Consider the following 22,212-nt stretch of genomic DNA (forward strand, 5'->3'; position numbering starts at 1 on the left):
TACACCCCCCCCCCCCCCCCCCCCCCCCCCCCCTCCCCCCCCCCCCCCCCCCCCTCGCCCCCTTCCCCCCCCCCCCCCCCGCGCCCCCCCCCCCCCGACGCGCGTGCGTCGTGCGGAGCCCGGTCAGGCGTCGGGCGCGCGGCGGTCGGTGACCAGGTCCATGCGGGCGCCGCGGAGCGCGCGGGCCAGTGCGTCGCCGGCCGCCGGGGAGCCGGGCGTGCCGTCGGCGGCGCCGGCCCCGTCGAGGAGGGTCGTCAGCTCGGCCACCTGGCCGGGGTCCGGGAGGCCGAGGCCCACCGCAGGGTCGCCCGCGGCGTCGATGCCGCCCCGTACGTCGACCAGCCGCACCACGACGTCGTCGCGCTGGAAGACGGTGCTGCACAGGACCGGGCTGTGCGGATCGTCCGCGGCCGCCTCGTCCCGCTCGGCGAGCAGCTGGGCCAGCCGCATGCCGCAGCCCGGCCGGGCCGGGTACGACAGCGCGTGCCGCTGGGCCGCCGGGTCCTGCTCCCCCGTGGTCACGTGGTGGACGGCGGGCAGTGCCGCCCGGGTGTAGAAGACCCGGGCGGACTCCGGGTCGGCGAGGTCCCGGTCCTGCTCCAGGTAGGGGTTGACGGCCTCCTCGACGGCCCGGACCTCGGGCTGCTGCGCCACGTGGCGCAGGGCCGCGAGCAGGTCGCCGCGGACCTCGATGGCCCGCACCACCCGGTTGCCGTGCAGGAACAGGGACGTGCGGCACAGCCGGGTGGTCTCGTCGACCCTCGGTTCCGGCGACGCGTAGTCGGCGAGGAGCCTCGCGACCGTCGCCTCGCTGCCCGGCTTCACCGTGAAGGTGAGCGCGTGCCGGATCACGCCGTCGCCGATCCGGGGGGAGGCCTGAAGGCCTTCGCGGGCGGTGGCGGCGCCCGCCGACGCGGTGTTCGTCTCGCGGACGACGTGGAAGCGCAGCGACCGGGTGTCGCGGACGCAGCTGTGCAGCGGCTTGACCATCCGCACGTGCTCCTCGCTGCTCACCCAGTTCAGGAACGGCGGGGCGCTCTCCCACTCGCTGGTGATGAGCCACTGGGAGGGGTTCTCGATGGACTGGCACAGCTGCTCGCCGAGGTGTCCGGGGACGGACTCGACGTGGCTGCGCAGCTGCTCGTAGGTCTCGAGGAACTGCTGCTGCGCTCCGTCGTACACCTCCACCAGCAGGACGACCCGGAGTCTGGAGCCGTCGAACACGGACTGGGAGACATGGTGCGACACCTGTCGCGTCAGCGGTTCCGAAGCAGGGGTGGACGTGATGGTCATCCTGCGCACATCTCCTTCGCGGGGGCGGAAGTGAACGTCGGCCGCGGTGGCGCGCCGCCAGCGTGCCTCGATCCTGTGCCCGGCCCCGGTGCCGCGCGACCGGTGTGCACTGGGCGGGTGACCTGCGCCGTACCGGGACGGCGTGCGCACTCACCTGAGATGCGCGAAGACCACCAGGTTCTCCGTGTAGTCCTTGGCCTTGCGGTCGTAGTCGCCCGCGCAGGTGATGAGCCGCACCTCGGCCCGGTCGGTGTCGCCGTACACGCGCTTGCTGGGGAAGTCGTCCTTGGCGAAGGTCTCCGTGTCGTCGACCACGAAGGACGCCTTGCGTCCGTCGGCCCGCTCGACGTGGAACACGTCGCCCTCGTCCAGTTGGCCCAGCCCCGCGAAGACGGCGGCGGACGTCTTGGTGTCCACGTGCCCGGCGATGATCGAGGTGCCCCGCTCCCCGGGGGAGGCGCCCTTGGCGTACCAGCCGACGAGGTTGGTGTCGTTCGGCGGCGGGGCCTGGAGCTGCCCGTTCGCGCCGATGGCGAGGTCGGTGAACGGAGCGTCGACGGAGATCTCCGGGATGAGCAGGCGCACCGGCTTCGACCGCGGCAGGCCCGCGCCGCCCGGGGTGGCGGAGGACGGGGTGGTGGGGCCGGCGGAGGAGGGGGCCGTCGCTCCGGGCTGTGCGGCGACCGGTGGGCGGGAGGTGTCGGCCGACGTGTCGTTGCCGCCGACCAGGCTCACCGCCAGCACCAGCAGGGCCACGGCGCACATCACCGTCAGGCTCGACCGGGACCCCTGTCCGGTCGACGCCGGGTCGTCGTCGGTGGGGGACGTCGGGGGTACTGCCATCGGGGACCACCTCATTCGGGCAGGGCGGCAGGGCGGACGGGGTGGGGTGGAGCGAGCCGGGCCGCCGCAGGATGCCTGGGCGGCGGCCCGACCGCTATCGCGCCCGGCACGGCTCACGCCACTCCGTGCGCCGACTTCCTGCGCCGGACGGCGTACAGACCGGTACCGGCGACGGCCAGGACGGCCAGGCCGCCCGCGGTCGTGGTCGGGGTGTCCAGCCCGCCGCCGCCGGTGTGCATCCCGCCGCGCGGCTTCTCGTGCTCACCGCCCCAGGACTTCTCGCCCTCGTCCTGCTTGTAGGTCTCCGAGCCCTGCTTGGAGCCGCCCTCCCAGTCGCCCTCGTTCACCGCGGTCAGCGCACCGCCACCCGTGTGCATGCCACCGTGCGGCTTCTCGTGCTCGTCGCTCCGGGACTTCTCGTGCTCGCCGCCCCGCGACTTCTCGCCCTCGTCCTTGTGGGACGTCTCCGTGTCCTGCTTGGAGCCGCCCTCCCAGTCGCCCTCGTTCACCGCGGTCAGCGCACCGCCACCCGTGTGCATCCCGCCGCGGGGCTCGTCGTGCTTGCCGGCCTTGTCGTGCTCCTTGCTGTAGGAAGAGTCGTCGTGGTCCCGGTCGCCACCGACGGCCGCGTAGGCACCGGGAGCACCGAGGACCAGGACGGCCGAGGCCGCCGCTGTGGTCAGGAGCATGTGAGCAGAACGCATCTGTGGTTCCTTCCGTCACGGCCGGGCAGCTGGTGCTTCGTCAGCCGAGGGGACCCGGCCCCGACGTGAATCACCGTCAGCCAGCCCTCCGTCTCGCACCACTCAAGGCGCTCAGCCGGGTGAAACGTTCGCCCGTCCGCACCCCGCCGACGGGCCGGGGACGGGCGGAGGGCCGGGCCCGCGAGCCGGGCCGACCGAGGGGTGAACGGCTTCCCCCGGTCGGCGTACGCGAGCCGGCGAGCGGTGCTCGGCGGCTGTTCGTGCGGACGCGGCGAGGCACGGCCAAGGGCGCTGTGCAGCAGGGGGGTTGAGGGGCCGAGGCGGCAGGGACGGCGATCCGGGGGCGGGAGGGACTCCGGTGCGGAACGACCGGCGGGTCGCGCCTCAATCGGCCGGGTCGGTCTCCGTCGGGTCCCGCACCTCGGGGTCCTGACGGCGTGCGCCCGGGGCGGCCCGGTCGGGGGTGGCCTCGCTGTGCGCGGACTGGGGCGGCGGAGGAGGCGAGGTGTCGCCGGGGGCGCCGGCCCCCGCGGCGGGCAGTCGCAGGGCGAGCAGGGCGACGTCGTCGCCCCGGGGGGTGATCCGGGCGAGCAGTTCGTCGCAGAACTCGTCGATGCTCCGTCCCTCCAGTCGGCGGGCCAGGACCCCGGCGTGGTGGCGGAGCTTGGCCATGCCCAGGTCGATCGGACGGTCGCGGCTCTCCACGAGTCCGTCGGTGTAGAGCAGGAGGATGCTCTCGGGCGGCATGCCCTCGTGCGCGTCGGGCCAGTCGAGTCCCAGGCGCAGGGTGGCGCTCATGCCGATGAGCGGGCCGTGCCCGGCCTCCAGGAAGCGGGCCTCGCCGTCCCGCGTGATCAGCAGGGGCGGCGGGTGACCGGCGTTGACCCAGTGGAAGGTCCACGGGCCGCCTTCCGGGCCCTCGATCCGGGCGAAGACGAGCGTGGCCATGGGGGCGTCGCTGGTGTTGGTCACGGCCTCGTCGAGCCGCCGCATGATCACGCTGGGCGGTTCCCGGTGGTCCCAGGCCAGGGCGCGCAGCATGTTGCGGACCTCGGCCATGTGGGCGGCGGCCTGGAGGTCGTGTCCGACCACGTCCCCGATGACGAGGGCCAGCACACCGTCGGCGAGCAGGAAGGCGTCGTACCAGTCGCCGCCGATCTCCATGGCGCTCTCGGCGGGCCAGTACCGGGCGGCCATGCGGACGTGGTCGACCTGCGGGAGCGGGGTCAGCAGCTGGCGCTGCATGGTCTCGGCGACGTTCTGCTGCTCGTGGTAGAGGCGGGCGTTGTCCAGGACCAGTCCGACGCGGCGGCCGATGTCGGCGAGCAGGGCGGCCTCGGCCTCGGAGTGGGCGGGGTGCTCCCCCGCGCGGGCCACGGTGAGCGTCCCGTACGACCGCTGCCGGGTGCGGAGCGGCACGACGACGGCCGCGTGCCCGCCGAGCCGTTCGAAGAGCACCCGGTGCGTCGCGGCGAGAGGGCTGTGCGGGTCGTGGAGCACGTCGTCGGCGGCGATCGGGACGGGCCGGTCGCTGTGGACCAGCCGGGCCAGGGCGGTGCGCGCCGGGTCCGGCAGGGAGGTAAGGGGCCCTGTCAGCCGGTCCGCCCGGTGCGGGTGCGCGCTGCTGCGGACGGCGACCCGCTCCAGGAGGTCGGACTGCCCCGGGTAGACGTCGACGGCGGCCCACTGACCCAGTTCCGGCACCAGCAGCCGCAGGAGCCGGCGGATCGTGGCGGAGGTGTGCTCGGTGGGGATCAGGACGGTGGACACCTCGGCCACCAGGTGCAGCTGGGCGGAGAGCGTCTCCAGGGCGGTGGTACGGGCCTCGGTCTCCTCGGCTGCGCTGCGGTGCAGGCTGAAGTCGTGGAAGACCAGCACCAGCCCCTCGTCACCGCCCTCCCCGGCCAGCGGGGTGGCCGCCCAGATGATCGGGACCGTGGACCCGTCGGCCCGCAGGAAGTACTCCTCGCTGCCCTCCTCGGCGGGCGCACCGTGCAGGGGGTTGCGCAGCGCGCACCGCTCACGCGGGACGGGTCTGCCGTCGGCGTGCCGGTGCAGGAGGTCGTGCGCGTCGCGGCCGATCATGTCCCGCGCCGACCGCCCCAGCAGCCGTTCGGCCCAGGGGTTCACCGAGGTGATGCGGGCGGACGGGTCGAGGGTGAGGACGCCGGCGCCGAGGGCGCGCAGGACGGCTCGGGCGAAGCCGGGGTCCGGGACACCGTCCGCACCCGCGTGCCCCGGCTCCTCGCCGCTCTCCTGGTGGCCCGCCCAGCGTGCTGCCACGACCCTCACAGCCTTCCGATGCCGTCCACCCCGCCAGGTTCCCCCGTAGCGCGGGGGCGAACCGCTCCGGGGGGCCGAAGGGGGGAGGTCGGGTAGGCTCTCGGTGCCGATCTTGCCCAGGGGGGACGCGTGCGCACCACGACCACGACCGCCGTACTGACCTGTGCGCTGGCGGGGGTACTCGTCGCCGGGTGCGGCAGCGGCGGCGGGAGCCGGTCCGCCGACGAGATGCTGGAGGACGCCAACGCCGCGATGCGGGCGCTGAAGTCCGTGCGGATCGACTCCACCAGCACCGCGGCGAAGGGCGGTACCGTGACGGTCCGGCTGGTGACCGACCTGAAGAGCCGGTGCACCGCGAAGTCCACGTTCTCGCAGGGCGGCAGCATCGAGCAGATCCGGGTGGGCGAAACCGACTACGTCCGGCCCGACCGCGCCTACCTGGAGAACCGGCGGCCCGGTGGCGTCACCGGCGAGCAGAAGCTGTGGGTCAGGACGTCCGCCGACGCGGCGCGGCCCGGTGACGGGCTCTCGTCCTGTACGCGTCCCTTCGCCTCCTTCGGCACCGCCGAGAAGGGCAGGTCCACCCGTGTCGGCGGCCGGGAGGCGGTCGAGCTGACCGTCAGGGACGAAGCGGCCCAGGGCGGAGGAACCCAGGGCGGGAGGTACACCTTCTCCGTCGCCACGGAGGGCGAGCCGCACCTCCTCAAGGTGGTGTACGAGGGCGCCGACTACGACACGTCCACCTCCTTCGCCGGCTTCGACGAGCCGCTGGACGTGCGGGCGCCGAAGCCTTCCGAGGTGATCGACGGGCAGGACGCCCCGCGCTGACGTCCGGGCCCCGTGCACGACACCAGTCGCACCGTTATTCCGGTCGACCCGTGGTGCTGCCCGCCGTAGGTTGACCCGATGACCGAACTGCGTACGGACCGTCTCCTGCTCCGCGATTGGCGCGCCTCCGACCTGGCCCCCTGGGCTGCGCTCAACGCCGACCCGGTGGTCCGCGCGTACTTCCCCGGGGTGCTCACCCGGGAGCAGAGCGAGGCTTCCGCGGCCCGTTTCCAGGCCGACCTGGACCGGCGGGGCTGGGGGTGGTGGGCGGTGGAGGTCGCCTCCACCGGCGATTTCGTCGGGTTCACGGGGCTCGATCCCGTCGAGGACGGGATGCCCTTCACCGGAGTCGAGGCCGGCTGGCGGCTGGCGCGGTCCGCCTGGGGGAACGGCTACGCCACCGAAGCCGCACGGGCGGTGCTGGGATTCGCCTTCGAGGAGCTGGCACTCGCCGAGGTCCTGGCGGTGACGGCGGCCGGCAACCTCCGCTCGCAGTCGGTGATGCGGCGTCTCGGCATGACCCGCGACCCGGCCGACGACTTCGACGACATGGGTGTGCCGGAAGGGCCCCTGCGCCGCAGTGTCCTGTACCGGCTCCGGTCCGGGGCCGGGCAGCCGGCCGGACGATGAGTGCGGTGGCGGCGGGCCGGTGACGGCTGCGGCCGGTGATCCCGGCGGCCGGGTGCCACGGTGGCTCCGTCGCCGCGCCGCTGGTCAGGACGCGTGACCGAGGGCCGTACCGCTCAGGTCGTCGGCGAGCCGCACCGCGGCCCGCATCCGCTTGCCCACCGGCTCCCGGCACACCTCGAAGCTCTGGCAGACGGCCATGACGATCTCCAGTCCGTGCCGGCCGATCCGTCCGGGGTCCGCCGTCTCGGCCACCGGCAGCACCGGGTCGGTGTCCCACACGGTGACCTCCACCCGGTCCTCCGCCAGCTCCAGGTCGACCAGCGAGGGGCCGGGCGCGTACTTGCAGGCGTTCGTGAGCAGCTCGCTGACCACCAGCTGCACCAGGTCCACCGCGCGGTCCGGCACCGGACGGTTCCGGACCGCCCGTACCCGCGCCAGGAACCGCCGGGCCAGCTCCCGGCCCCGGGCGATGTCACCGGGGCTCCCCTCGTACTCCTCCGACACCCTGACCAGCGCTTCTGTCGGCTGGTCCCTGTTCCGGGCAGCCCCGTCCATGCGATCCGCCCTCTTCCTGAGCCTTGACCGTTACGCCGGTCGTCTACCCCGATTTCCGGGAAACACCGGAGGCGGAAGCGACGCCCGGGGCCGGCGGCTCCCCGGGGTGCGTGGGGCGCAGGACGAGACACACGAAGCCCATCACGTCCCGGTAGGCCCGCAGCCACCCGTCGCGGTGGGCGGCGGCCGCCTCGAGCGCCTGCGCACGGCCGGGATCGGTCGGGTGGTCCAGGGCCCAGGAGGCGAGCGACCCGGTCCACGACCACTCGTAGGCGTCGAGTTCCCCTCGGGTGCTGATGTGCCCGCCGACCGGGGTCCAGCCGTCCGCGGCGACCCGGTCCAGCGTGGTCGGCAGGTCGGTGAGGTCGCCGAGCATCTCGACGGCCTCGGCTGACGGGGGCCCCGTCCAGAAGCCGTCACCGACCAGGACGCGTCCGCCGGGTGCCAGGTGGTCGCGCGCCGCGGCGAGGGTGGCGGACAGGCCGCCGAACGCGTGCGTGGAGCCGACGCACAGGACGAGGTCGAAGCGGTGCGGGGCGGTGAAGTCCGCGGCACTCCGACGGTGCAGGACCAGCCGGTCCGCCACGCCCCGCCGGCCGGCTTCCGCACGGGCCCGGGCCAGGGCCCGCTCGGAGACGTCGACGCCCTCGGCCGTCAGCCGCGGATGTGCGGCGAGTGCGCGCAGCAGCCACTCCGCACCGCCGCAGCCCAGGTCCAGGACGCGTGCCCCGCCGTGCGGGATGCCCCGTTCCAGCAGCCGGCGCACCGAGTCGTCGTCGAGCGGGGCCGCGATCGGATGGTCGGCGTGGGCGAGTGCGGAGATCGTCTGACGGTCCATCGGCGGATGGTGGCACATCCGGTCGAGCGGCGCACGCGGATTCCGGGGCCGCTGTACCCCGTGTGGTTGTGCTCGCGCCGGTCGACGCGTGGCGCGACCCTTCCGGCACCCGGCGTCGGCAGGCGGAGAACAGGGCGGGCACCGGAGCAGTGCGCCCCACCGGTACAACCTCCCGTTGTGCCCCTAGGATGGCGGCCGTGGACCTCGTCGCCGTACGCACCTTCGTCACCGTTGCGGAGGCGGGTCAGTTCCAGCTCGCCGCCGCGCGGCTGGCCATCACCCAGCAGGCCGTCTCCAAGCGGATCGCGGCTCTGGAGAGGCACCTCGGGGTGCCGCTGTTCGCCCGCACGGCGCGGGGCGCGCGGCTGACCATCGACGGCCAGGCCTTCCTTCCGCACGCGCGGGCGCTGCTCGACGCCGAGGAGCGGGCGGCTGCCTCGGTACGGCCCGGACGGCGTCCGCTCAGAGTCGACGTGATCGGCCGGCGGCTCGCCACGGCCGGCCTGCTGCGCGACTTCCACCGCGCGCATCCCGAGGTCGATCTGGACGTCGTCATCCTCTTCGACTCGGACGCGGACGCGGCGGCGGCCGCCGTCCGCTCCGGGGCGATCGACGCGTCCTTCCGCTGCGTCACCGTGCCGGGCCGGGAACTCCCCGCCGGGATCGAGGCCACGCCCGTCTTCGACGAGCCGCTCCAGCTGTTCACCGGGCCCGGTCACCCGTTCGCGTCGGCACGGTCGGTGGCCCCGGCACAGCTCGCCGGTCACCGCATCTGGATGCCGGGGAACCTGCCGGGGACCGAGTGGACGGCCTACTACGACGCGCTCGCCGCGGAGTTCGGGCTGACCATCGACGCGCTCGGACCCAACTTCGGTGTCGAGGGCCTCCTCGACACGATCGCCGGGTCGTCGTCGATCGCGACCTTCCTCAGCGAGCACACGCCCCTCGTCTGGCCCGCCGTCCACGATCTGCGGCGCGTTCCGCTGCGCGACCCGACCCCCGTCTATCCGCACTCCCTGCTCTGGCACGCCGACAACCCGCATCCCGCGCTGGCCGCACTGCGCGCACACCTCGCCTCCCGGCCGGCCCAGCGCCTCGACGGGGAGGTCTGGACGCCGCCGTGGGCGCTGCGCTGTCATCCGCGGGACGACAGCGCCCGGCCGTGACGTCCCCGCCGGTTCGTCCGGCCGAGGGCTGGCAGGTGCCGTGCCGGTGCCCGATCCTGTGAACCACGTCATCGTGCCGGGGGGCCGACGGGGCCACCGGGCGAGGGACTTGGGGGTGGCCCTGTGGTGCAGAGCGACGAGCGGCACTCCGCGCGGAAGGCCGACCGGGGGCGGACCCGTCCGCGGTGCCCGGTCAGCCGCGCGGCGGACGGGACCTGGCAGGTGCACGATTTCGCCGTCGCACGGGCGCTGCTGCGTGGCCCCGGCACCGTGCAGGCCGGACTCGGGATCGAGACGGTGGAGAAACTCCCCCGGCGGATCCGTCGGCCCGTGCTCTACCGGGACGGAGCCGAACACCGGGAACACCGCAGGCAGACCGCGCGCTTCTTCACTCCCCGCCGGGTGGACGAGCACTACCGCGAGCTGATGGTCCGCATCGCGGAGGAACAGCTCGCGCGCCTGCGGGCCGCCGGCGAGGCACCGCTCTCCGACCTCGCCTTCGACCTGGCCATCGGTGTGGTGAGCGAGGTCGTCGGTCTGCGCCACAGCAGACCCGGCATCCGGCGCAGGCTGGAGCGGTTCTTCCCGGAGGAGTTCGGCGAACCCGGGCTGACCAGCGTGCGGGGGCTGTACTGGATGCTGCGGCAGAACACCAACTGGCTCCGCATCCACCTGGCCGACGTCCGCCCCGCCGTCCGGGCCCACCGCCGCCAGGAGCAGGACGACCTGATCTCGCACCTGATCGCGGAGGGCTGCACGGACGCGGAGATCCTCGGCGAGTGCCTGACGTTCGCCGCGGCGGGCATGGTGACCACGCGCGAGTTCATCTGCCTCGCCGCCTGGCACCTGTTCTCGGACGCCGAACTGCTCGCTCACTACCGGTCCTCCAACGAGGCCCGGCGCCTGGCCGTCCTGGAGGAACTGCTGCGGCTGGAACCGGTGATCGGGCGGTTGCGGCGCCGGACCACCGAGGCCGTGGAACTCGCCTGCCCCGCGGGCCCGGTGACCGTGCCCGCGGGCGACCACGTGGAACTCCTCCTGGACGACGTCAACTCGGATCCGGGACACGTGGGCGACGACCCGCTGGGCGTACGTCCCGACCGCGCGGGGGAGATCGGCGCCGGGCTCTCCTTCGGCGACGGACCGCACCGCTGCCCCGGAGCGCACATCGCCCTGCTGGAGACGGACGTCTTCCTCAGCAGGCTGTTCGCGCTGGACGGCGTCCGCATGAGCGGGACGCCGCGCGTCGCCTTCCAGGAGGCGATCGGCGGCTACGAGATCCGCGGACTGGGCGTGGCACTCCCCCGGCCCGGCCGCCGCTGACCGGACCGGACCGGACCGGGGGCACGGGTACGGCGTCAGCCGCCCAGGGCGCCGAGGACGACGAGCTTGGCCTCGTCCTGCACCTGGCTGAGGTGGTCGGCGCCGAGGAACGACTCCCCGTAGATCTTGTAGACGTCCTCGGTGCCGGACGGCCGGGCCGCGAACCAGGCGTTCTCGGTGGTCACCTTGATCCCGCCGATCGACGCTCCGTTGCCCGGCGCCTCGGTGAGCACGGCGGTGACCGGCTCACCGGCGAGGGTGTCGGCGGTGACCTGGGCCGGGGACAGCTTGGCCAGGCGGGCCTTCTCCTCCCGGGTCGCCGGGGCGTCGATGCGGGCGTAGGCGGGTGCGCCGAAGCGGGCGGTGAGGGCCGCGTAGTGCTCGGAGGGCGTCTTCCCGGTGACGGCGGTGATCTCGGAGGCGAGCAGCGCCAGGATGATGCCGTCCTTGTCGGTGGTCCACACCGAGCCGTCCCGGCGCAGGAAGGACGCGCCGGCCGACTCCTCGCCGCCGAAGCCGAGCGTGCCGCCGGCCAGTCCGTCCACGAACCACTTGAAGCCGACGGGCACTTCCACCAGGCGCCGGCCCAGGTCCGCCGCCACCCGGTCGATCATGCCGGAGGAGACCAGCGTCTTGCCCACGCCCGCGTCGGCGGGCCACTCGGTGCGGTGCGCGTAGAGGTAGGCGATGGCGGTGGCGAGGTAGTGGTTGGGGTTCATCAGTCCGGCGTCCGGGGTGACGATGCCGTGCCGGTCGGCGTCGGCGTCGTTGCCGGTCGCGATGGTGAAGCGGTCGCGCTGCTCGATGAGCGAGGCCATCGCGTGCGGCGACGAGCAGTCCATGCGGATCTTGCCGTCCCAGTCCAGCGTCATGAAGCGCCAGGTGGGGTCGGCCAGCGGATTGACCACCGTCAGGTCCAGTCGGTGCTCCTCGGCGATCCGGCCCCAGTATGCGACGGAGGCGCCGCCGAGCGGGTCGGCGCCGATCCGCACGCCGGCCGACCGGATCGCGTCGAGGTCGAGGACGCTCGGCAGGTCGGAGACGTAGGTGCCGAGGAAGTCGTGGCGCCCGGTGCCGGGGGCGGCGAGCGCCCGGGCGTAGGGGATGCGCCGTACGTCCTTGAGCCCGGCCGCGATGATCTCGTTGGCGCGGTCCTGGATCCAGGAGGTGGCGTCCGAGCCCGCGGGGCCGCCGCTCGGCGGGTTGTACTTGAAGCCGCCGTCGGCGGGCGGGTTGTGCGACGGGGTGACGACCACGCCGTCGGCGAGGGCCGAGGTGCGACCGCGGTTGTGGGTGAGGATGGCGTGCGAGACCGCCGGGGTCGGGGTGTAGCCGTCGGCGGCGTCGACGAGGACGGTCACGTCGTTCGCCGCGAACACCTCCAGGGCGGTGATCCTCGCCGGCTCGGACAGGGCGTGGGTGTCGGCGCCCAGGAAGAGCGGCCCGTCGGTGCCCTGGGCCGAGCGGTACTCGCAGATGGCCTGGCTGGTGGCGGCGATGTGGTCCTCGTTGAACGCCGCCGCGAGGGACGATCCCCGGTGGCCCGACGTGCCGAACGCCACCCGCTGGCCGGGCTCGGACGGGTCCGGGTGCAGGGCGTAGTAGGCCGTCACCAGCCGGGCCACGTCGATCAGGTCCTCGGGGCCGGCCGGCTTCCCGGCTCGGTCGTGCTGCATGCGTCCACTCCTCCGCGTCGTTCGGGCATGGGCTCGCGGGACCATCTTCTCCTGTCCGGGCGAGCGGTACCGGACACCCCGGCCGGGGCGGGCCGGACCCGGCGCCGAGGGGGAGGCGCCGCGCGCACTCACGGCCCGGTGGTCACCGTCCACGCTCGACGGCGGGGCGGCGGCACACCACGAGCCCGGGCCTGCGGTTCCCCCTGGGCTCGGGGGCCGCCGGACCGGGCGCCGTGGTGCGGCCGTGCGGAACGCGTCAGATGCGGCCGCCGGTGAGTCGGGTCAGGGGCCCGTGCGTGTGGCGTCCCGCCCGGCGGCCCACCGCGTAGGACGCGGCGCTCAGAGCGGTGATGCCGGCGCCCACGCCCGCGGCGACGAGCTTGCGGTGGGCGATGACCGTCCACGCGGTCTTCGCCCCGGCCGCGACGTGCCCGGAGGTGGTGATGACCGCCTTGCGGCCCGCCTCCACGCCCTTGGCCGCCGTCTGCACGGCGCCGTTCGCCGCCTCCGCGGAACGCTGGGCGCCGTTCTTGGCCGCTGATGCGGCGTCACCGGCCTTGTCCGTGGCCGCCTTCCCGGCACGCGAGGCGGGGGCCGTCGCCTTGTCCGCGGCGTCGCGGGCCTTGGAACCGGCGGTCCGTGTGGTGGTGGTCTTCTGGTTCGTGTCCTTGTTCGGATCGCTCATGGACACCGCTTTGCCACTCACTCCGGCGGCAAACACATGTGTTTGCCGAATGCTCACCGGGCTTCCACCGTCAGGGCCTTGACGCCGCGGGCAGCACGCGCGGCTCGATGCGTTCCTCCACCGCCGCGTCGCCCTCGCGCGAGACCACGTAGGCGCCCTTGCCCGGTACCTCCGTCACCGCCTCGACCAGCTCCGTCCCGCGGTAGACCAGGCCCACTCCGTCGTCCGTGCAGTGGGCCGAGGGCAGGGTGCCGTCGGCGACGAGCCGGTGGATCAGCGGGCGGCGGCCCTCGTCGACGTCGTAGTGCACGCCGTTGCCGTAGGGCAGGAAACCCAAGGCGTCGGTGATCGGGCGCAGTTCGGGCCCGAAGGAGTCGGTCGCGCCGCCCCGGAACCAGCACAGGGAACCCGCGCTCACCCCGCTGAGCACGACCCCGGCCTCCCAGGCCCGGCGCATCACGCGGTCCAGGCCGTGCACCCGCCACACCGCCAGCAGGTTGGCGACCGAGCCGCCCATCACCCAGACGACGTCCTGGGCGAGCACGGTCTCCTCCACGTCCTCCACGTTCGGCATGGGGAACAGGTGCAGCGGCGTCAGGTCGAACCCGGCCACGCGGGCCGCCTCCGTCATCCGGGCGGTGAAGTGTTCGGCGTCCCCGATGGCCGTGCCCACGTACAGGACCCGGGGGCGCCGCCCGTGGGCGCCCGAGAGGTCCACCGCGTGGTGCACCAGGGAGTCGAAGGCCACCATGGTCCGGCCACCCGCGCGGTGCCCTCCCGAGGTGGCGAGAATGGTCGGTTCGGGTGCCGTCATGGGCGCGATCCTAGACACCCGCACCGCACCACCCGGAAGCGCCTACGCCGGTGCCGCGGTCGGCGGCAGCTGTGCCGCGCTCACCTGCTCGCCCAGCACCTCCGCCATGAACCGCACCAGCCACCGCTGCGCCGGGCTCCGCGAGGACTCGTGGCGTGCGTACAGGGCGATCTCGATCGGCTGGGTCTCGAAGGGCAGCCGCACCAGGCGGACCCGGTGGGAGGCGGTGAACACCTCGCCGACGTACTCGGGGACGATGGCGACCAGGTCGGTCTGCTCCAGCAGATAGGGCAGCATCGAGAAGCGGGTGGCGTCCACGGCCACCCGCTCCAGGAGCCCGTGCGCAGCCAGCACCGCCCGGGGCGCGACATGGCCGCTCGGCCCGAAGACCGTCGCGTGGTGCTCGGCGGCCAGACCCGCCAGCGACACCTCGTCCCCGCGGACCCGGGGATGGTCCGCGGCGACCATGAGGACGTAGCGCTCCCGGAAGAGCGGGACGCGCACGGTCAGGTGCGAGGTGATCACCGGGGTGGCCACGAACACGTCGAGGTCGCCGCGGCGCAGCTGACTCTCGGCATCCTCCACGTCGAACGGGCGCACGGTGAACGAGACCCCCGGCGCCCGCTCCCGCGCCGCGGCCACGAGCCGCGGCAGGAGGGTGGCCTCGCCGAGGTCGGAGAGGGCGATGGTGAACCGGCCCGACATGGTCCCCGCGTCGAAGGCGTCGCCCTGCCGGACCGTCCCGTCGATCTCCGCGAGGGCGCGCTGCAGCGGCTCGTACAACCGCCGGGCACCGGCCGTGGGCGTCAGTCCGCGCCCGTTGCGGCGGAACAGCTCGTCGTCGAAGTGCCGTCGGAGCTTGCCCAGGCTGTAGCTGACGGTGGGCTGCGTGACGTGGAGCGTCTCGGCGGTGGCCGTGACGCTGCCGGTCTCGTACAGGAGGACGAAGACACGGGCCAGGTTGAGGTCGAAGGTGCCCATATCGAAGGACTCTATATCGGGATGCCGAAACATCTATTGGTGCCCATGTCGCGGGGTGCCTAGCGTGTCGGACGTCACTTCGAAAGGAACGTCCGTGCCATCCGTGCGCCGTGTCTCCCACGCTTTCCTGGAGCGCCAGGGGCTCACCACCGTCTTCGGCAACCCGGGCTCCAACGAGCTGCCCTTCCTCGCCGAGCTGCCGGACGGCTTCCGTTACGTCCTCGGACTGCACGAGGGCGCGGTCGTCGGCATGGCCGACGGTTACGCCCAGGCCACGGGCCGCCCGGTCCTGGTCAACCTGCACGCGGCCTCCGGTTCGGGCAACGCGATGGGCGCGCTGACGAACGCCGTGGCCTCGCGCACCCCGCTCGTGGTGGTGGCGGGGCAGCAGGTCCGGCCCGCCATCGGCCCGGAGGCCAACCTGGCCAGCGTCGACGCCCAGACGCTGATGAAGCCGCTGGTCGGCTGGGCGGCGGAGCCGGCGTGTGCCGAGGACGTACCGCGCGCACTGGCCCAGGCCGTCTTCGAGGCGCGGCTCCAGCGGAGGCCCACCTATCTGTCCGTGCCGTACGACGACTGGTCGGCCGAGGTCGACGACAACGCCCTGGCCGTGCTCGACCGGCGGGTGGAGCGGGCCTCGGTGCCCGACGCCGCGCAGGGCCGCCGGCTCGCCGAGCGGGTCGCCGCCGCCCGGCGTCCCGCGCTCGTGCTCGGCGGCGACATCGACGCGCCGGGTCTCTTCGACGACGTCGTGCGGCTGACCGAGCGGCTGGGCTGCCCGGTGTGGGCCGCCCCCTCCCTCTTCCGGCTGCCCTTCCCCAGCCGGCATCCGCAGTTCCGGGGGGTGCTGCCCGCCGGGATCGCGCCGGTCTGCGAGGCCTTCGAGGGCCACGACCTGGTGCTCGTGCTGGGCGCGCCCGTGTTCCGGTACCACGAGTACCTGCCCGGCCGGTACCTGCCCGAGGGCACCCGGCTGGTCCAGGTGACCGAGGACGCCTCGGCGGCGGCGCGGGCCCCGGTGGGCGAGGCGCTGGTCGCCGATCCCGGCGCCGTCGTCGACCTGCTCCTGAACGCGCTCGGCGGGCCCGGTGAGCCCGCGGGCCCGTACCGGCCGGCGCCCGAACCGCTCACCGCCCGGGGACCGGGTCTCCACCCCGAGCAGGTCTTCGCCGCCCTGCGCGACGGACTGCCCGCGGACACCGCGTACGTCGTCGAGTCGACGTCGACCACCTCCGCGTGGTGGCGCCAGATGGACCTGCGCCGGCCGGGCTCCTACTACTTCCCGGCGGCCGGCGGGCTCGGCTTCGGGCTGCCCGGCGCCGTCGGGGTGGCGATGGCGCAGCCCGACCGCCCGGTCGTCGGCGTGATCGGGGACGGCTCGGCCAACTACGGCATCACGGCCCTGTGGACGGCCGCGCAGCACGGGGTCCCGCTGACGATCGTGCTGCTGCGCAACGGCACGTACGGGGCGCTGCGCTGGTTCGGCGGCCTGCTCGGCGTGCCGGACGCCCCGGGGCTGGACATCCCGGGGCTGGACTTCACCCGCGTCGCGGAGGGCTACGGGGTGCCCGCCCGGCACGTCGGCGGCGTCGAGGAACTGCGCGCCGTACTTGCCGAGCAGCCCGGCCACCCCCGCCTGATCCAGGTGGACACGGCCCTGACCACGCCCTCCTGAGGCACGACCCGCAGACCGGCCGAGCGCGCGGAGCCGCTGACGCGCCCGGCACCCGAGGATCCCGAGGATCCCGAGGAAGGGAACGACGATGACACTCCTGGACAGCGACGTCTGGGGCCGGAAGTTCTTCAGCGACGGCTGGCAGGACTCCCCCACCGAGCACCCGGTGACGGAGCCGGCGACGGGCGAACGGCTCGGCGCGGTGGGACTGGTCACGCCGGAGGACGTGGGCCGCGCCGCCGCACGGGCCGCCGGCGCCCAGCGCGAGTGGGCCGCGACCTCGCCGCAGCGGCGGGCCGCCGTACTGCGGCGCGCGGGGGAACTCTTCACCGGGCACGCCGAGGAGATCCAGGACTGGCTGGTGCGCGAGGCCGGTTCGGTGCGCTCCAAGGCGGGTTTCGAGGCGCGGCTCGCCATCGGCGAGTGCTTCGAGTGCGCCGGGCTGCCGACGCACCCGCAGGGTGAGGTCCTCACCTCCGAGGAGGCCCGCTGGTCGCTCTCCCGCCGGCGGCCGGCCGGGGTCGTGAGCGTGATCGCGCCCTTCAACTTCCCGCTCATCCTCGGCCTGCGTTCGGTGGCTCCCGCCCTGGCCCTCGGCAACGCCGTGCTGCTCAAGCCGGACCCGCGCACCGCGGTGAGCGGCGGTGTGGTCATCGCCCGGATCTTCGAGGAGGCCGGGCTCCCCGCGGGTCTCCTGCACCTGCTGCCGGGCGACGCCGCGGTCGGGGAGGCGCTCGTCGAGGCCCCGGAGGTGCGGGTGATCTCCTTCACCGGGTCCACGCCGGTCGGCCGGATCATCGGCGAGCAGGCCGGGCGGTTGCTCAAGCGGGCCCACTTGGAGCTGGGCGGGAACAACGCGCTGGTCGTGCTGCCCGGCGCGGACGTGGCCAAGGCGGCCTCGGCGGGGGCGTTCGGCTCGTACCTGCACCAGGGGCAGATCTGCATGACGACCGGCCGGCACATCGTGCACGAGTCGCTGGTGGAGCAGTACACCGCCGCGCTCGCCGCCAAGGCCGAGTCCCTGCCGGTCGGCGACCCGGCCCGCGAGGACGTGGCGCTCGGGCCGATCATCGACCGCCGGCAACTGGAGCGGGTGCACGGCATCGTCCGGGACAGCGTCGCGGCGGGCGCGAAGGTCGCCGCGGGCGGCGAGATCGACGGCGCCTGCTACCGCGCCACCGTCCTGACCGGCCTGACGACCGACATGCCGGCGTGGCGGGAGGAGATCTTCGGTCCGGTCGCCCCGGTCATCGCCTTCTCCACGCCGGAGGAGGCCGCGCGGATCGTCAACGACTGCGAGTACGGGCTGTCGGTCGGCATCCTCGGGGACGTGGGGACGGCGATGAAGCTCGCCGACCGGATCGACTCCGGCAAGGTCCACATCAACGAGCAGACCGTGAGCGACGAGCCCAACGCCCCCTTCGGCGGGGTCAAGGCCTCCGGCACCGGGTCCCGGTTCGGCGGCGCCGCGGCCAACGTCGAGGCGTTCACCGAGACCCAGTGGGTCACGGTCCGCCCGGACATCGCCGACTACCCGTTCTGATCCCCTCCGGTATCCGGTCCCACCTCTGCGGCCACCGCGGCCGCCGCTCACGGCCGCCCCGGCCTTCCCGCCGCTGCGGCCGCCCCTCATGGCCGCCCCGGCCTTTCCGGCTCCGCTCACTCACACCCGTCCCCGGGGGGAGAGTCACCATGACTTCCGCCACCACGTCCGGCGCACCCGCGCAGACCGGCCGCACCGGCAGCAGCACCTGGACGGTGATCCTGTGCTGGATCACCGTCCTGCTGGAGGGCTACGACCTCGTCGTCCTCGGCGCCATCATCCCCACCCTGCTCAAGACCCACCACCTCGGCATGACCGCGGGCGACGCGACCACCATCGCGACGCTCTCGCTCGTGGGCGTGGCCATCGGCGCCGTCTGCGTCGGGCCGCTCGCCGACCGGCTTGGGCGCCGCCGCCTGCTCATCGGCTCGGTGGTGCTGTTCTCGCTCTTCACCCTCGTGGTGCCGCTGGCGAACTCCGTGACGATGTTCGCCGCGCTCCGGCTCGTCGCCGGGCTCGGTCTGGGCGCGTGCATGCCCGTCTCGCTCACGATGATGGCCGAGAACATGCCGGCCGACCGGCGGGCGCGGGCGAGCACCCTGACCATGACCGGCTACCACACCGGTGCGGTCATCACCTCGCTGCTGGCCCTCCAGGTGACCGACGACTGGGAGATCCTCTTCTACCTGCTCGGCGTGGTGGGACTCGTCGTCGCCGTCGTCCAGTGGTTCAAGCTGCCGGAGTCGGAGGCCTTCGTCCGGGCCCAGCGGGACGGGGCCCGGCGGGTGCCGTTCACGGAACTGCTCAAGCCGGCGTACCTGCGCGCGGGCATCGGCATCTGGGTCGCCTCGTTCATGGGCCTGCTGCTGGTCTACGGCCTGAACACCTGGCTGCCGAAGCTGATGAACGACGCCGGCTACCCGGTGCCCACGGCCGTCACACAGCTCCTCGTGCTCAACGTCGGCGGTGTCGTGGGGCTGGTCCTCGGCGGGTTCGTCGCCGACCGCCGGGGCATCAAGGGCACCACGATGGGCTGGTTCGCGGTCTCCGTGGTCATGCTGGCGTGCCTGAGCGTCAGGATGGAGAGCGACCTGATGCTGAACGCGGTCGTGTTCCTCACGGGCGTGTTCGTCTTCTCGGCGCAGGTGCTCGTCTACGCCTACGTGACCAACTTCTACCCGGCCTCGGTGCGCGGCACCGCGCTCGGTTCGGCGTCCGGGATCGGCCGGATCGGCTCGATCGTCGGCCCGTCCATCACGGGCGCCCTGGTCTCCTCGGGGATCGGTCACCCGTGGGGCTTCTACTTCTTCGCGGCGGTGGCCGTCCTCGCCTTCCTGGCCGTCGCGACCCTGCCGCGCACGTCGTCGGGTGCCCGGGCCGAGGCCCCCGGGCCGACGGCCTGACCCCTTCGGGCACACGCGACGGGAGCAGCGGGGTCACTCCACCCGCTGCTCCCGTCGCGCTGGTCGCGGCGCCCGCCGCGGTGAGGCGTGGTGCTCAGTCGCTGTCCACGTTCTCGCGCAGGACCTTGCCGTTCGTCGCGTCGACGTCCACGGTCGCCTTGTCCCAGTTGTCGGTCGACACGACGTCGACGGACCACATGACCTTCTGGTCGTCGCTCTCGTCGAGCTCGACGTGGGTCACGGTGCCCTTGGCGTTGTCGGTGGCGACCTTCACGGCCTGCTGCGGCGTCTGCGTCGCCTTCTTGAGCATGTCGGCGACCTGCTGCTTGTCGTCCGCGTCCTGGTCCTCGGCCTGGGTGCGGAAGATCTTGCCGGAGACGGCGTCGATGTCCATCCGGGTCACCGTGCCGTCGGAGGCGGCGACCTTGGCCTCCCACTCCGGGGCACCCTGGCTGGGCGCCGGGTTGGGCATGCTCGGGCTGGGCGAACCGGTCGACGCGGTGGCCTCGGCGGTGGTGCGCTTCAGTTCGAGGTCGACGAGTTTGCCCTCGGGGACCTCCTTGACGGCGGTGTCGGCCGCCTTGTCCCAGGTGACCTTCGCCAGCGGCACCAGGGCCTTGCGCTCGGCCTGGTCCTCGGTCAGGGACGCGGAAGGAGAGGGGGAGCCGGAGTTGGTGGCGGATGCGGTATTGGTGGCAGGGGTGGTCTGAGCCGCCTCGGCGACACTGGAGCGTGTCGTGTCGGCGTTCGTGCAGCCGGTCATCAGCAGCACGGAACTGCCCAGGGCGCAGATGACGGCCATCGAACGAAGAGGCGGGAGACGTCGCACAGAGCTCATGCACGTCTCCGTAACCGTATGAGCGTCTTGTCATACCGATTCGGCCGGGAAACCACCGCAATGGCCGATCCGCTCAGCGGACCGGCACGCACACCTCCCGGTCCTGCCCCGGGACGGTCCCCGGCGGGCACGGGACGGCGGTGCGGGCGCCGGTCTGTTCCAGCCACTCCCGGTACGCGGTGGACTGGCGGGCCACCTCCCAGTACGCCTCCTCCAGCGCCGGGTAGACGGCGTCCAGTTCGGCCCGGGTGCGCGCGGCCAGCAGCAGGCGTACGCCCAGGGGGTCGCCGCAGAGGCGCCGTACCGCCGTGTCGGGGCGGGACTGGGAGCTGGGCTGGCAGACGGTGACGACCTCGCCGGTGGCGACGAGTGACGCGGCGGTGTGGTAGTCGCCGTGCAGGACGCGCGGATCGAGGCCGACGGCGCGCAGCATGCGGTGCACCCCGTCCCACTCGCCGTCGACGGTGGGGTCGACCATCCAGCGGTCCTGCGCCAGGTCGTCGAGACGGACGACGGACCGGACGGCCGCGGGGTGGTCGGCGGGCAGCATGACGAACTGCGGTTCGCGCTCGACGAGCACCCGCAGCCGCAGCCCCTCGGGGACGTGCAGCGGGCAGCCCTCCACCTCGTGCACGAAGGCGACGTCGAGCCGGCCGTCCGCGACCCCGCGCAGCAGGGCGTTGGCCGAGACGTCCATCTGGAGGGCCGGCTCAGGACCGGGTCCTCTGAGCCGGCGCAGCCAGCCGGCCAGGGCGCGGCTGGCCGTGGAGCCGACGCGCAGCCGGCTGTCGCCGGCGGTCGCCGCGGCGCGGGCCTCGCGGACGAGGGTGCTCATGTCGGCGAGGAGCGGGCGGGCTCTGCCGAGGACGGTCCGGCCGAGCGGGGTGGGGCGGCAGCCGGTGCGCTCCCGGACGAACAGGGGCCCGCCCAGGGCCTGTTCGATGCGGCTCAACTGCGTGCTCAAGGTGGGCTGCGCGACGCCGAGTCGGCGTGCCGCCCGGTGCAGGCTGCCGGCGTCGGCGATGGCGCACAGTGCGCGTAGGTGCCTCACCTCGAGCTCCATGCAGGGAGAGTAGGGCGGAACAGTTGGTTGCGCCAGGTGAACAAAAGGCGGCGGATCAGGGCGAGTTCTGCACAGCGGGAGAAGCTGTTCCCGACCGCGCCCGCCCGGTGGCGGAGCCCGCGTCGGGACGCTCCGGCGGCGGTGACGACCCACGACCCCGCACGCCGGCGGTGATAGCCCCGCCCTATCCCCTCCTGCCATCATCACACCGGCCCGCGGGCGGCCCACACTCACCGATGACGACTTCTCCCCACTCCCCCACACAAGGAGTCATCGATGCGCATCAGTCTGCCCCTGCTCTCCACCGCGGTCGGTCTCGGCCTCACCGCGGCCGTGCTCGGCACCGGTCCGGCCGCCACCGCCGCTCCCCAGGCGCCGGCCCGGGCCGCGCAGGTCGGCTACCAGCCCGCAGCCGGTTCGGGCGAGGACGCCGCCGCCAACAGGGCGTTCTTCGAGGCGGTCATCAGGTCCGTCGCCGAGAAGCGCGCCGCGGCCCCGTCCTCGGCGGCCGCCGTCACCGTCTACTACAGCACCACGGGCGCGCCCAGCTTCCGCACCCAGATATCCCGCTCCACCCAGATCTGGAACAGCTCCGTGTCCAACGTGCGGCTCGCGGAGAGAAGTTCGGGAGCGGACTTCTCGTACCGCGAGGGCAACGACTCGCGCGGTTCGTACGCGTCCACGGACGGGCACGGGCGCGGCTACATCTTCCTCGACTACCGGCAGAACCAGCAGTACAACTCGACCCGCGTGACCGCCCACGAGACCGGGCACGTGCTCGGCCTCCCCGACCACTACTCCGGCCCGTGCAGCGAGCTGATGTCGGGCGGCGGCCCCGGCACGTCCTGCACCAACGCCTACCCGAACGCCGCCGAACGCAGCCGGGTGAACCAGCTGTGGGTGAACGGCTTCACGGCCGCCCTCGACAAGGCGCTGGAGAAGGCCTCGCGACGCTGAGCGTCCGGAGCCACGGCGCGGGGGGGGTCCGACCGGGCCGCCCCCACACACCCGTTCCACCCATACCGCACGCGCAACCCCCCCCGGGGTGAGCGGAGGTTCCTCCTCAACGAC

At 73.7% G+C, this 22,212-nt stretch carries 20 protein-coding genes and 1 pseudogene (1 of these 21 running past the window's edge); 9 read left to right on the forward strand and 12 right to left on the reverse strand.

The features are described from left to right. A pseudogene (locus tag AC07FV_RS31730) lies at positions 1-152 on the forward strand (hypothetical protein) (its annotated part extends 82 nt beyond the left edge of the window); the annotation flags it as partial. On the opposite strand, the gene AC07FV_RS31735 reads toward AC07FV_RS31730, so the two are convergent. The 4 genes from AC07FV_RS31735 to AC07FV_RS31750 form a co-directional block, all read right to left on the reverse strand. Then, positions 124-1,293, reverse strand: a complete 1,170-nt coding sequence (locus tag AC07FV_RS31735; protein ID WP_479091006.1) for a SchA/CurD-like domain-containing protein — start codon at positions 1,291-1,293, stop codon at positions 124-126. The pseudogene AC07FV_RS31730 and the gene AC07FV_RS31735 overlap by 29 nt on opposite strands. A 150-nt stretch (positions 1,294-1,443) precedes the next feature. Then, entirely contained in the window at positions 1,444-2,136 is a 693-nt protein-coding gene (locus AC07FV_RS31740) for a class F sortase (RefSeq protein WP_479091007.1), read from the reverse strand. A gap of 113 nt (positions 2,137-2,249) precedes the next feature. Continuing rightward, complete coding sequence (locus AC07FV_RS31745) at positions 2,250-2,840, reverse strand: hypothetical protein (RefSeq protein ID WP_479091008.1); 591 nt, start codon at positions 2,838-2,840, stop codon at positions 2,250-2,252. 384 nt (positions 2,841-3,224) lie between these two features. Next, positions 3,225-5,123 carry a SpoIIE family protein phosphatase gene (locus AC07FV_RS31750; RefSeq protein WP_479091010.1) on the reverse strand — a complete coding sequence of 633 codons (1,899 nt, stop codon included), beginning with the start codon at positions 5,121-5,123 and terminating at the stop codon, positions 3,225-3,227. A 129-nt stretch (positions 5,124-5,252) separates the two neighbouring features. Between AC07FV_RS31750 and AC07FV_RS31755 the strand changes: the two genes are divergently transcribed. Beyond that, the gene (locus AC07FV_RS31755) at positions 5,253-5,951 is read left to right on the forward strand and encodes a hypothetical protein (protein ID WP_479091011.1); all 699 of its coding nucleotides are present in this window, start codon (positions 5,253-5,255) and stop codon (positions 5,949-5,951) included. A 78-nt stretch (positions 5,952-6,029) separates the two neighbouring features. Continuing rightward, positions 6,030-6,581, forward strand: coding sequence for a GNAT family N-acetyltransferase (locus AC07FV_RS31760; RefSeq protein ID WP_479091012.1), 552 nt, complete (start codon positions 6,030-6,032; stop codon positions 6,579-6,581). An 84-nt stretch (positions 6,582-6,665) separates the two neighbouring features. Here the strand turns inward: AC07FV_RS31760 and AC07FV_RS31765 are convergent, their stop codons facing one another. Then, positions 6,666-7,136, reverse strand: a complete 471-nt coding sequence (locus tag AC07FV_RS31765; protein ID WP_479091013.1) for an ATP-binding protein — start codon at positions 7,134-7,136, stop codon at positions 6,666-6,668. 43 nt (positions 7,137-7,179) lie between these two features. After that, the gene (locus AC07FV_RS31770) at positions 7,180-7,974 is read right to left on the reverse strand and encodes an SAM-dependent methyltransferase (protein ID WP_479091014.1); all 795 of its coding nucleotides are present in this window, start codon (positions 7,972-7,974) and stop codon (positions 7,180-7,182) included. A 197-nt stretch (positions 7,975-8,171) separates the two neighbouring features. Here AC07FV_RS31770 and AC07FV_RS31775 point away from each other — a divergent pair, with 197 nt between their 5' ends. Both AC07FV_RS31775 and AC07FV_RS31780 read left to right on the forward strand, forming a co-directional pair. Then, a complete protein-coding gene (locus tag AC07FV_RS31775) occupies positions 8,172-9,140 on the forward strand; it encodes a LysR family transcriptional regulator (protein WP_479091016.1) in 969 nt (322 codons plus the stop codon). 126 nt (positions 9,141-9,266) lie between these two features. Beyond that, positions 9,267-10,463 carry a cytochrome P450 gene (locus tag AC07FV_RS31780; RefSeq protein ID WP_479091150.1) on the forward strand — a complete coding sequence of 399 codons (1,197 nt, stop codon included), beginning with the start codon at positions 9,267-9,269 and terminating at the stop codon, positions 10,461-10,463. Between the two features lie 35 nt (positions 10,464-10,498). On the opposite strand, the gene pgm is transcribed toward AC07FV_RS31780, so the two are convergent. The 4 genes from pgm to AC07FV_RS31800 all read right to left on the reverse strand — a co-directional run bounded on the left by pgm (position 10,499) and on the right by AC07FV_RS31800 (position 14,619). Then, positions 10,499-12,139 (reverse strand): phosphoglucomutase (alpha-D-glucose-1,6-bisphosphate-dependent), encoded by a 1,641-nt coding sequence (gene pgm, locus AC07FV_RS31785; protein WP_479091017.1) that lies wholly within the window; start codon positions 12,137-12,139, stop codon positions 10,499-10,501. 256 nt (positions 12,140-12,395) lie between these two features. Continuing rightward, complete coding sequence (locus AC07FV_RS31790) at positions 12,396-12,824, reverse strand: hypothetical protein (RefSeq protein ID WP_479091019.1); 429 nt, start codon at positions 12,822-12,824, stop codon at positions 12,396-12,398. Between the two features lie 70 nt (positions 12,825-12,894). Continuing rightward, positions 12,895-13,638 carry a Type 1 glutamine amidotransferase-like domain-containing protein gene (locus AC07FV_RS31795; RefSeq protein ID WP_479091021.1) on the reverse strand — a complete coding sequence of 248 codons (744 nt, stop codon included), beginning with the start codon at positions 13,636-13,638 and terminating at the stop codon, positions 12,895-12,897. A gap of 42 nt (positions 13,639-13,680) precedes the next feature. After that, a complete protein-coding gene (locus AC07FV_RS31800; protein ID WP_479091022.1) occupies positions 13,681-14,619 on the reverse strand; it encodes a LysR family transcriptional regulator in 939 nt (312 codons plus the stop codon). Positions 14,620-14,713: 94 nt separating this feature from the next. Here AC07FV_RS31800 and mdlC point away from each other — a divergent pair, with 94 nt between their 5' ends. From mdlC to AC07FV_RS31815, 3 genes are all read left to right on the forward strand, one after another. Continuing rightward, positions 14,714-16,294 (forward strand): benzoylformate decarboxylase, encoded by a 1,581-nt coding sequence (gene mdlC / locus AC07FV_RS31805; RefSeq protein ID WP_479091023.1) that lies wholly within the window; start codon positions 14,714-14,716, stop codon positions 16,292-16,294. 88 nt (positions 16,295-16,382) lie between these two features. After that, positions 16,383-17,837, forward strand: a complete 1,455-nt coding sequence (locus AC07FV_RS31810) for a benzaldehyde dehydrogenase (RefSeq protein WP_479091025.1) — start codon at positions 16,383-16,385, stop codon at positions 17,835-17,837. Between the two features lie 149 nt (positions 17,838-17,986). Beyond that, entirely contained in the window at positions 17,987-19,240 is a 1,254-nt protein-coding gene (locus tag AC07FV_RS31815) for an MFS transporter (RefSeq protein WP_479091027.1), read from the forward strand. 94 nt (positions 19,241-19,334) lie between these two features. On the opposite strand, the gene AC07FV_RS31820 is transcribed toward AC07FV_RS31815, so the two are convergent. Then, positions 19,335-20,078: a PepSY domain-containing protein gene (locus AC07FV_RS31820; RefSeq protein ID WP_479091029.1), complete on the reverse strand. Its 744-nt coding sequence runs from the start codon at positions 20,076-20,078 to the stop codon at positions 19,335-19,337. 73 nt (positions 20,079-20,151) lie between these two features. After that, positions 20,152-21,141: a LysR family transcriptional regulator gene (locus tag AC07FV_RS31825; protein ID WP_479091031.1), complete on the reverse strand. Its 990-nt coding sequence runs from the start codon at positions 21,139-21,141 to the stop codon at positions 20,152-20,154. Between the two features lie 276 nt (positions 21,142-21,417). Here AC07FV_RS31825 and snpA point away from each other — a divergent pair, with 276 nt between their 5' ends. Further along, positions 21,418-22,098 (forward strand): snapalysin, encoded by a 681-nt coding sequence (gene snpA, locus AC07FV_RS31830; RefSeq protein WP_479091032.1) that lies wholly within the window; start codon positions 21,418-21,420, stop codon positions 22,096-22,098. Positions 22,099-22,212 lie beyond the last annotated feature (114 nt).

The organism is Streptomyces sp. NPDC045956 (assembly GCF_056430705.1).

Bases quoted from the DNA above. Each gene is read 5' to 3' on its own strand.
- AC07FV_RS31810 (WP_479091025.1), top strand. From the start codon at position 16,383: ATGACACTCCTGGACAGCGACGTCTGGGGCCGGAAGTTCTTCAGCGAC.
- AC07FV_RS31815 (WP_479091027.1), top strand. From the start codon at position 17,987: ATGACTTCCGCCACCACGTCCGGCGCACCCGCGCAGACCGGCCGCACC.
- snpA (WP_479091032.1), top strand. From the start codon at position 21,418: ATGCGCATCAGTCTGCCCCTGCTCTCCACCGCGGTCGGTCTCGGCCTC.
- AC07FV_RS31800 (WP_479091022.1), bottom strand. From the start codon at position 14,619: ATGGGCACCTTCGACCTCAACCTGGCCCGTGTCTTCGTCCTCCTGTAC.
- AC07FV_RS31825 (WP_479091031.1), bottom strand. From the start codon at position 21,141: ATGGAGCTCGAGGTGAGGCACCTACGCGCACTGTGCGCCATCGCCGAC.
- AC07FV_RS31735 (WP_479091006.1), bottom strand. From the start codon at position 1,293: ATGACCATCACGTCCACCCCTGCTTCGGAACCGCTGACGCGACAGGTG.
- AC07FV_RS31795 (WP_479091021.1), bottom strand. From the start codon at position 13,638: ATGACGGCACCCGAACCGACCATTCTCGCCACCTCGGGAGGGCACCGC.
- AC07FV_RS31765 (WP_479091013.1), bottom strand. From the start codon at position 7,136: ATGGACGGGGCTGCCCGGAACAGGGACCAGCCGACAGAAGCGCTGGTC.
- AC07FV_RS31745 (WP_479091008.1), bottom strand. From the start codon at position 2,840: ATGCGTTCTGCTCACATGCTCCTGACCACAGCGGCGGCCTCGGCCGTC.
- AC07FV_RS31760 (WP_479091012.1), top strand. From the start codon at position 6,030: ATGACCGAACTGCGTACGGACCGTCTCCTGCTCCGCGATTGGCGCGCC.
- pgm (WP_479091017.1), bottom strand. From the start codon at position 12,139: ATGCAGCACGACCGAGCCGGGAAGCCGGCCGGCCCCGAGGACCTGATC.
- AC07FV_RS31740 (WP_479091007.1), bottom strand. From the start codon at position 2,136: ATGGCAGTACCCCCGACGTCCCCCACCGACGACGACCCGGCGTCGACC.
- AC07FV_RS31790 (WP_479091019.1), bottom strand. From the start codon at position 12,824: ATGAGCGATCCGAACAAGGACACGAACCAGAAGACCACCACCACACGG.
- AC07FV_RS31770 (WP_479091014.1), bottom strand. From the start codon at position 7,974: ATGGACCGTCAGACGATCTCCGCACTCGCCCACGCCGACCATCCGATC.
- AC07FV_RS31820 (WP_479091029.1), bottom strand. From the start codon at position 20,078: ATGAGCTCTGTGCGACGTCTCCCGCCTCTTCGTTCGATGGCCGTCATC.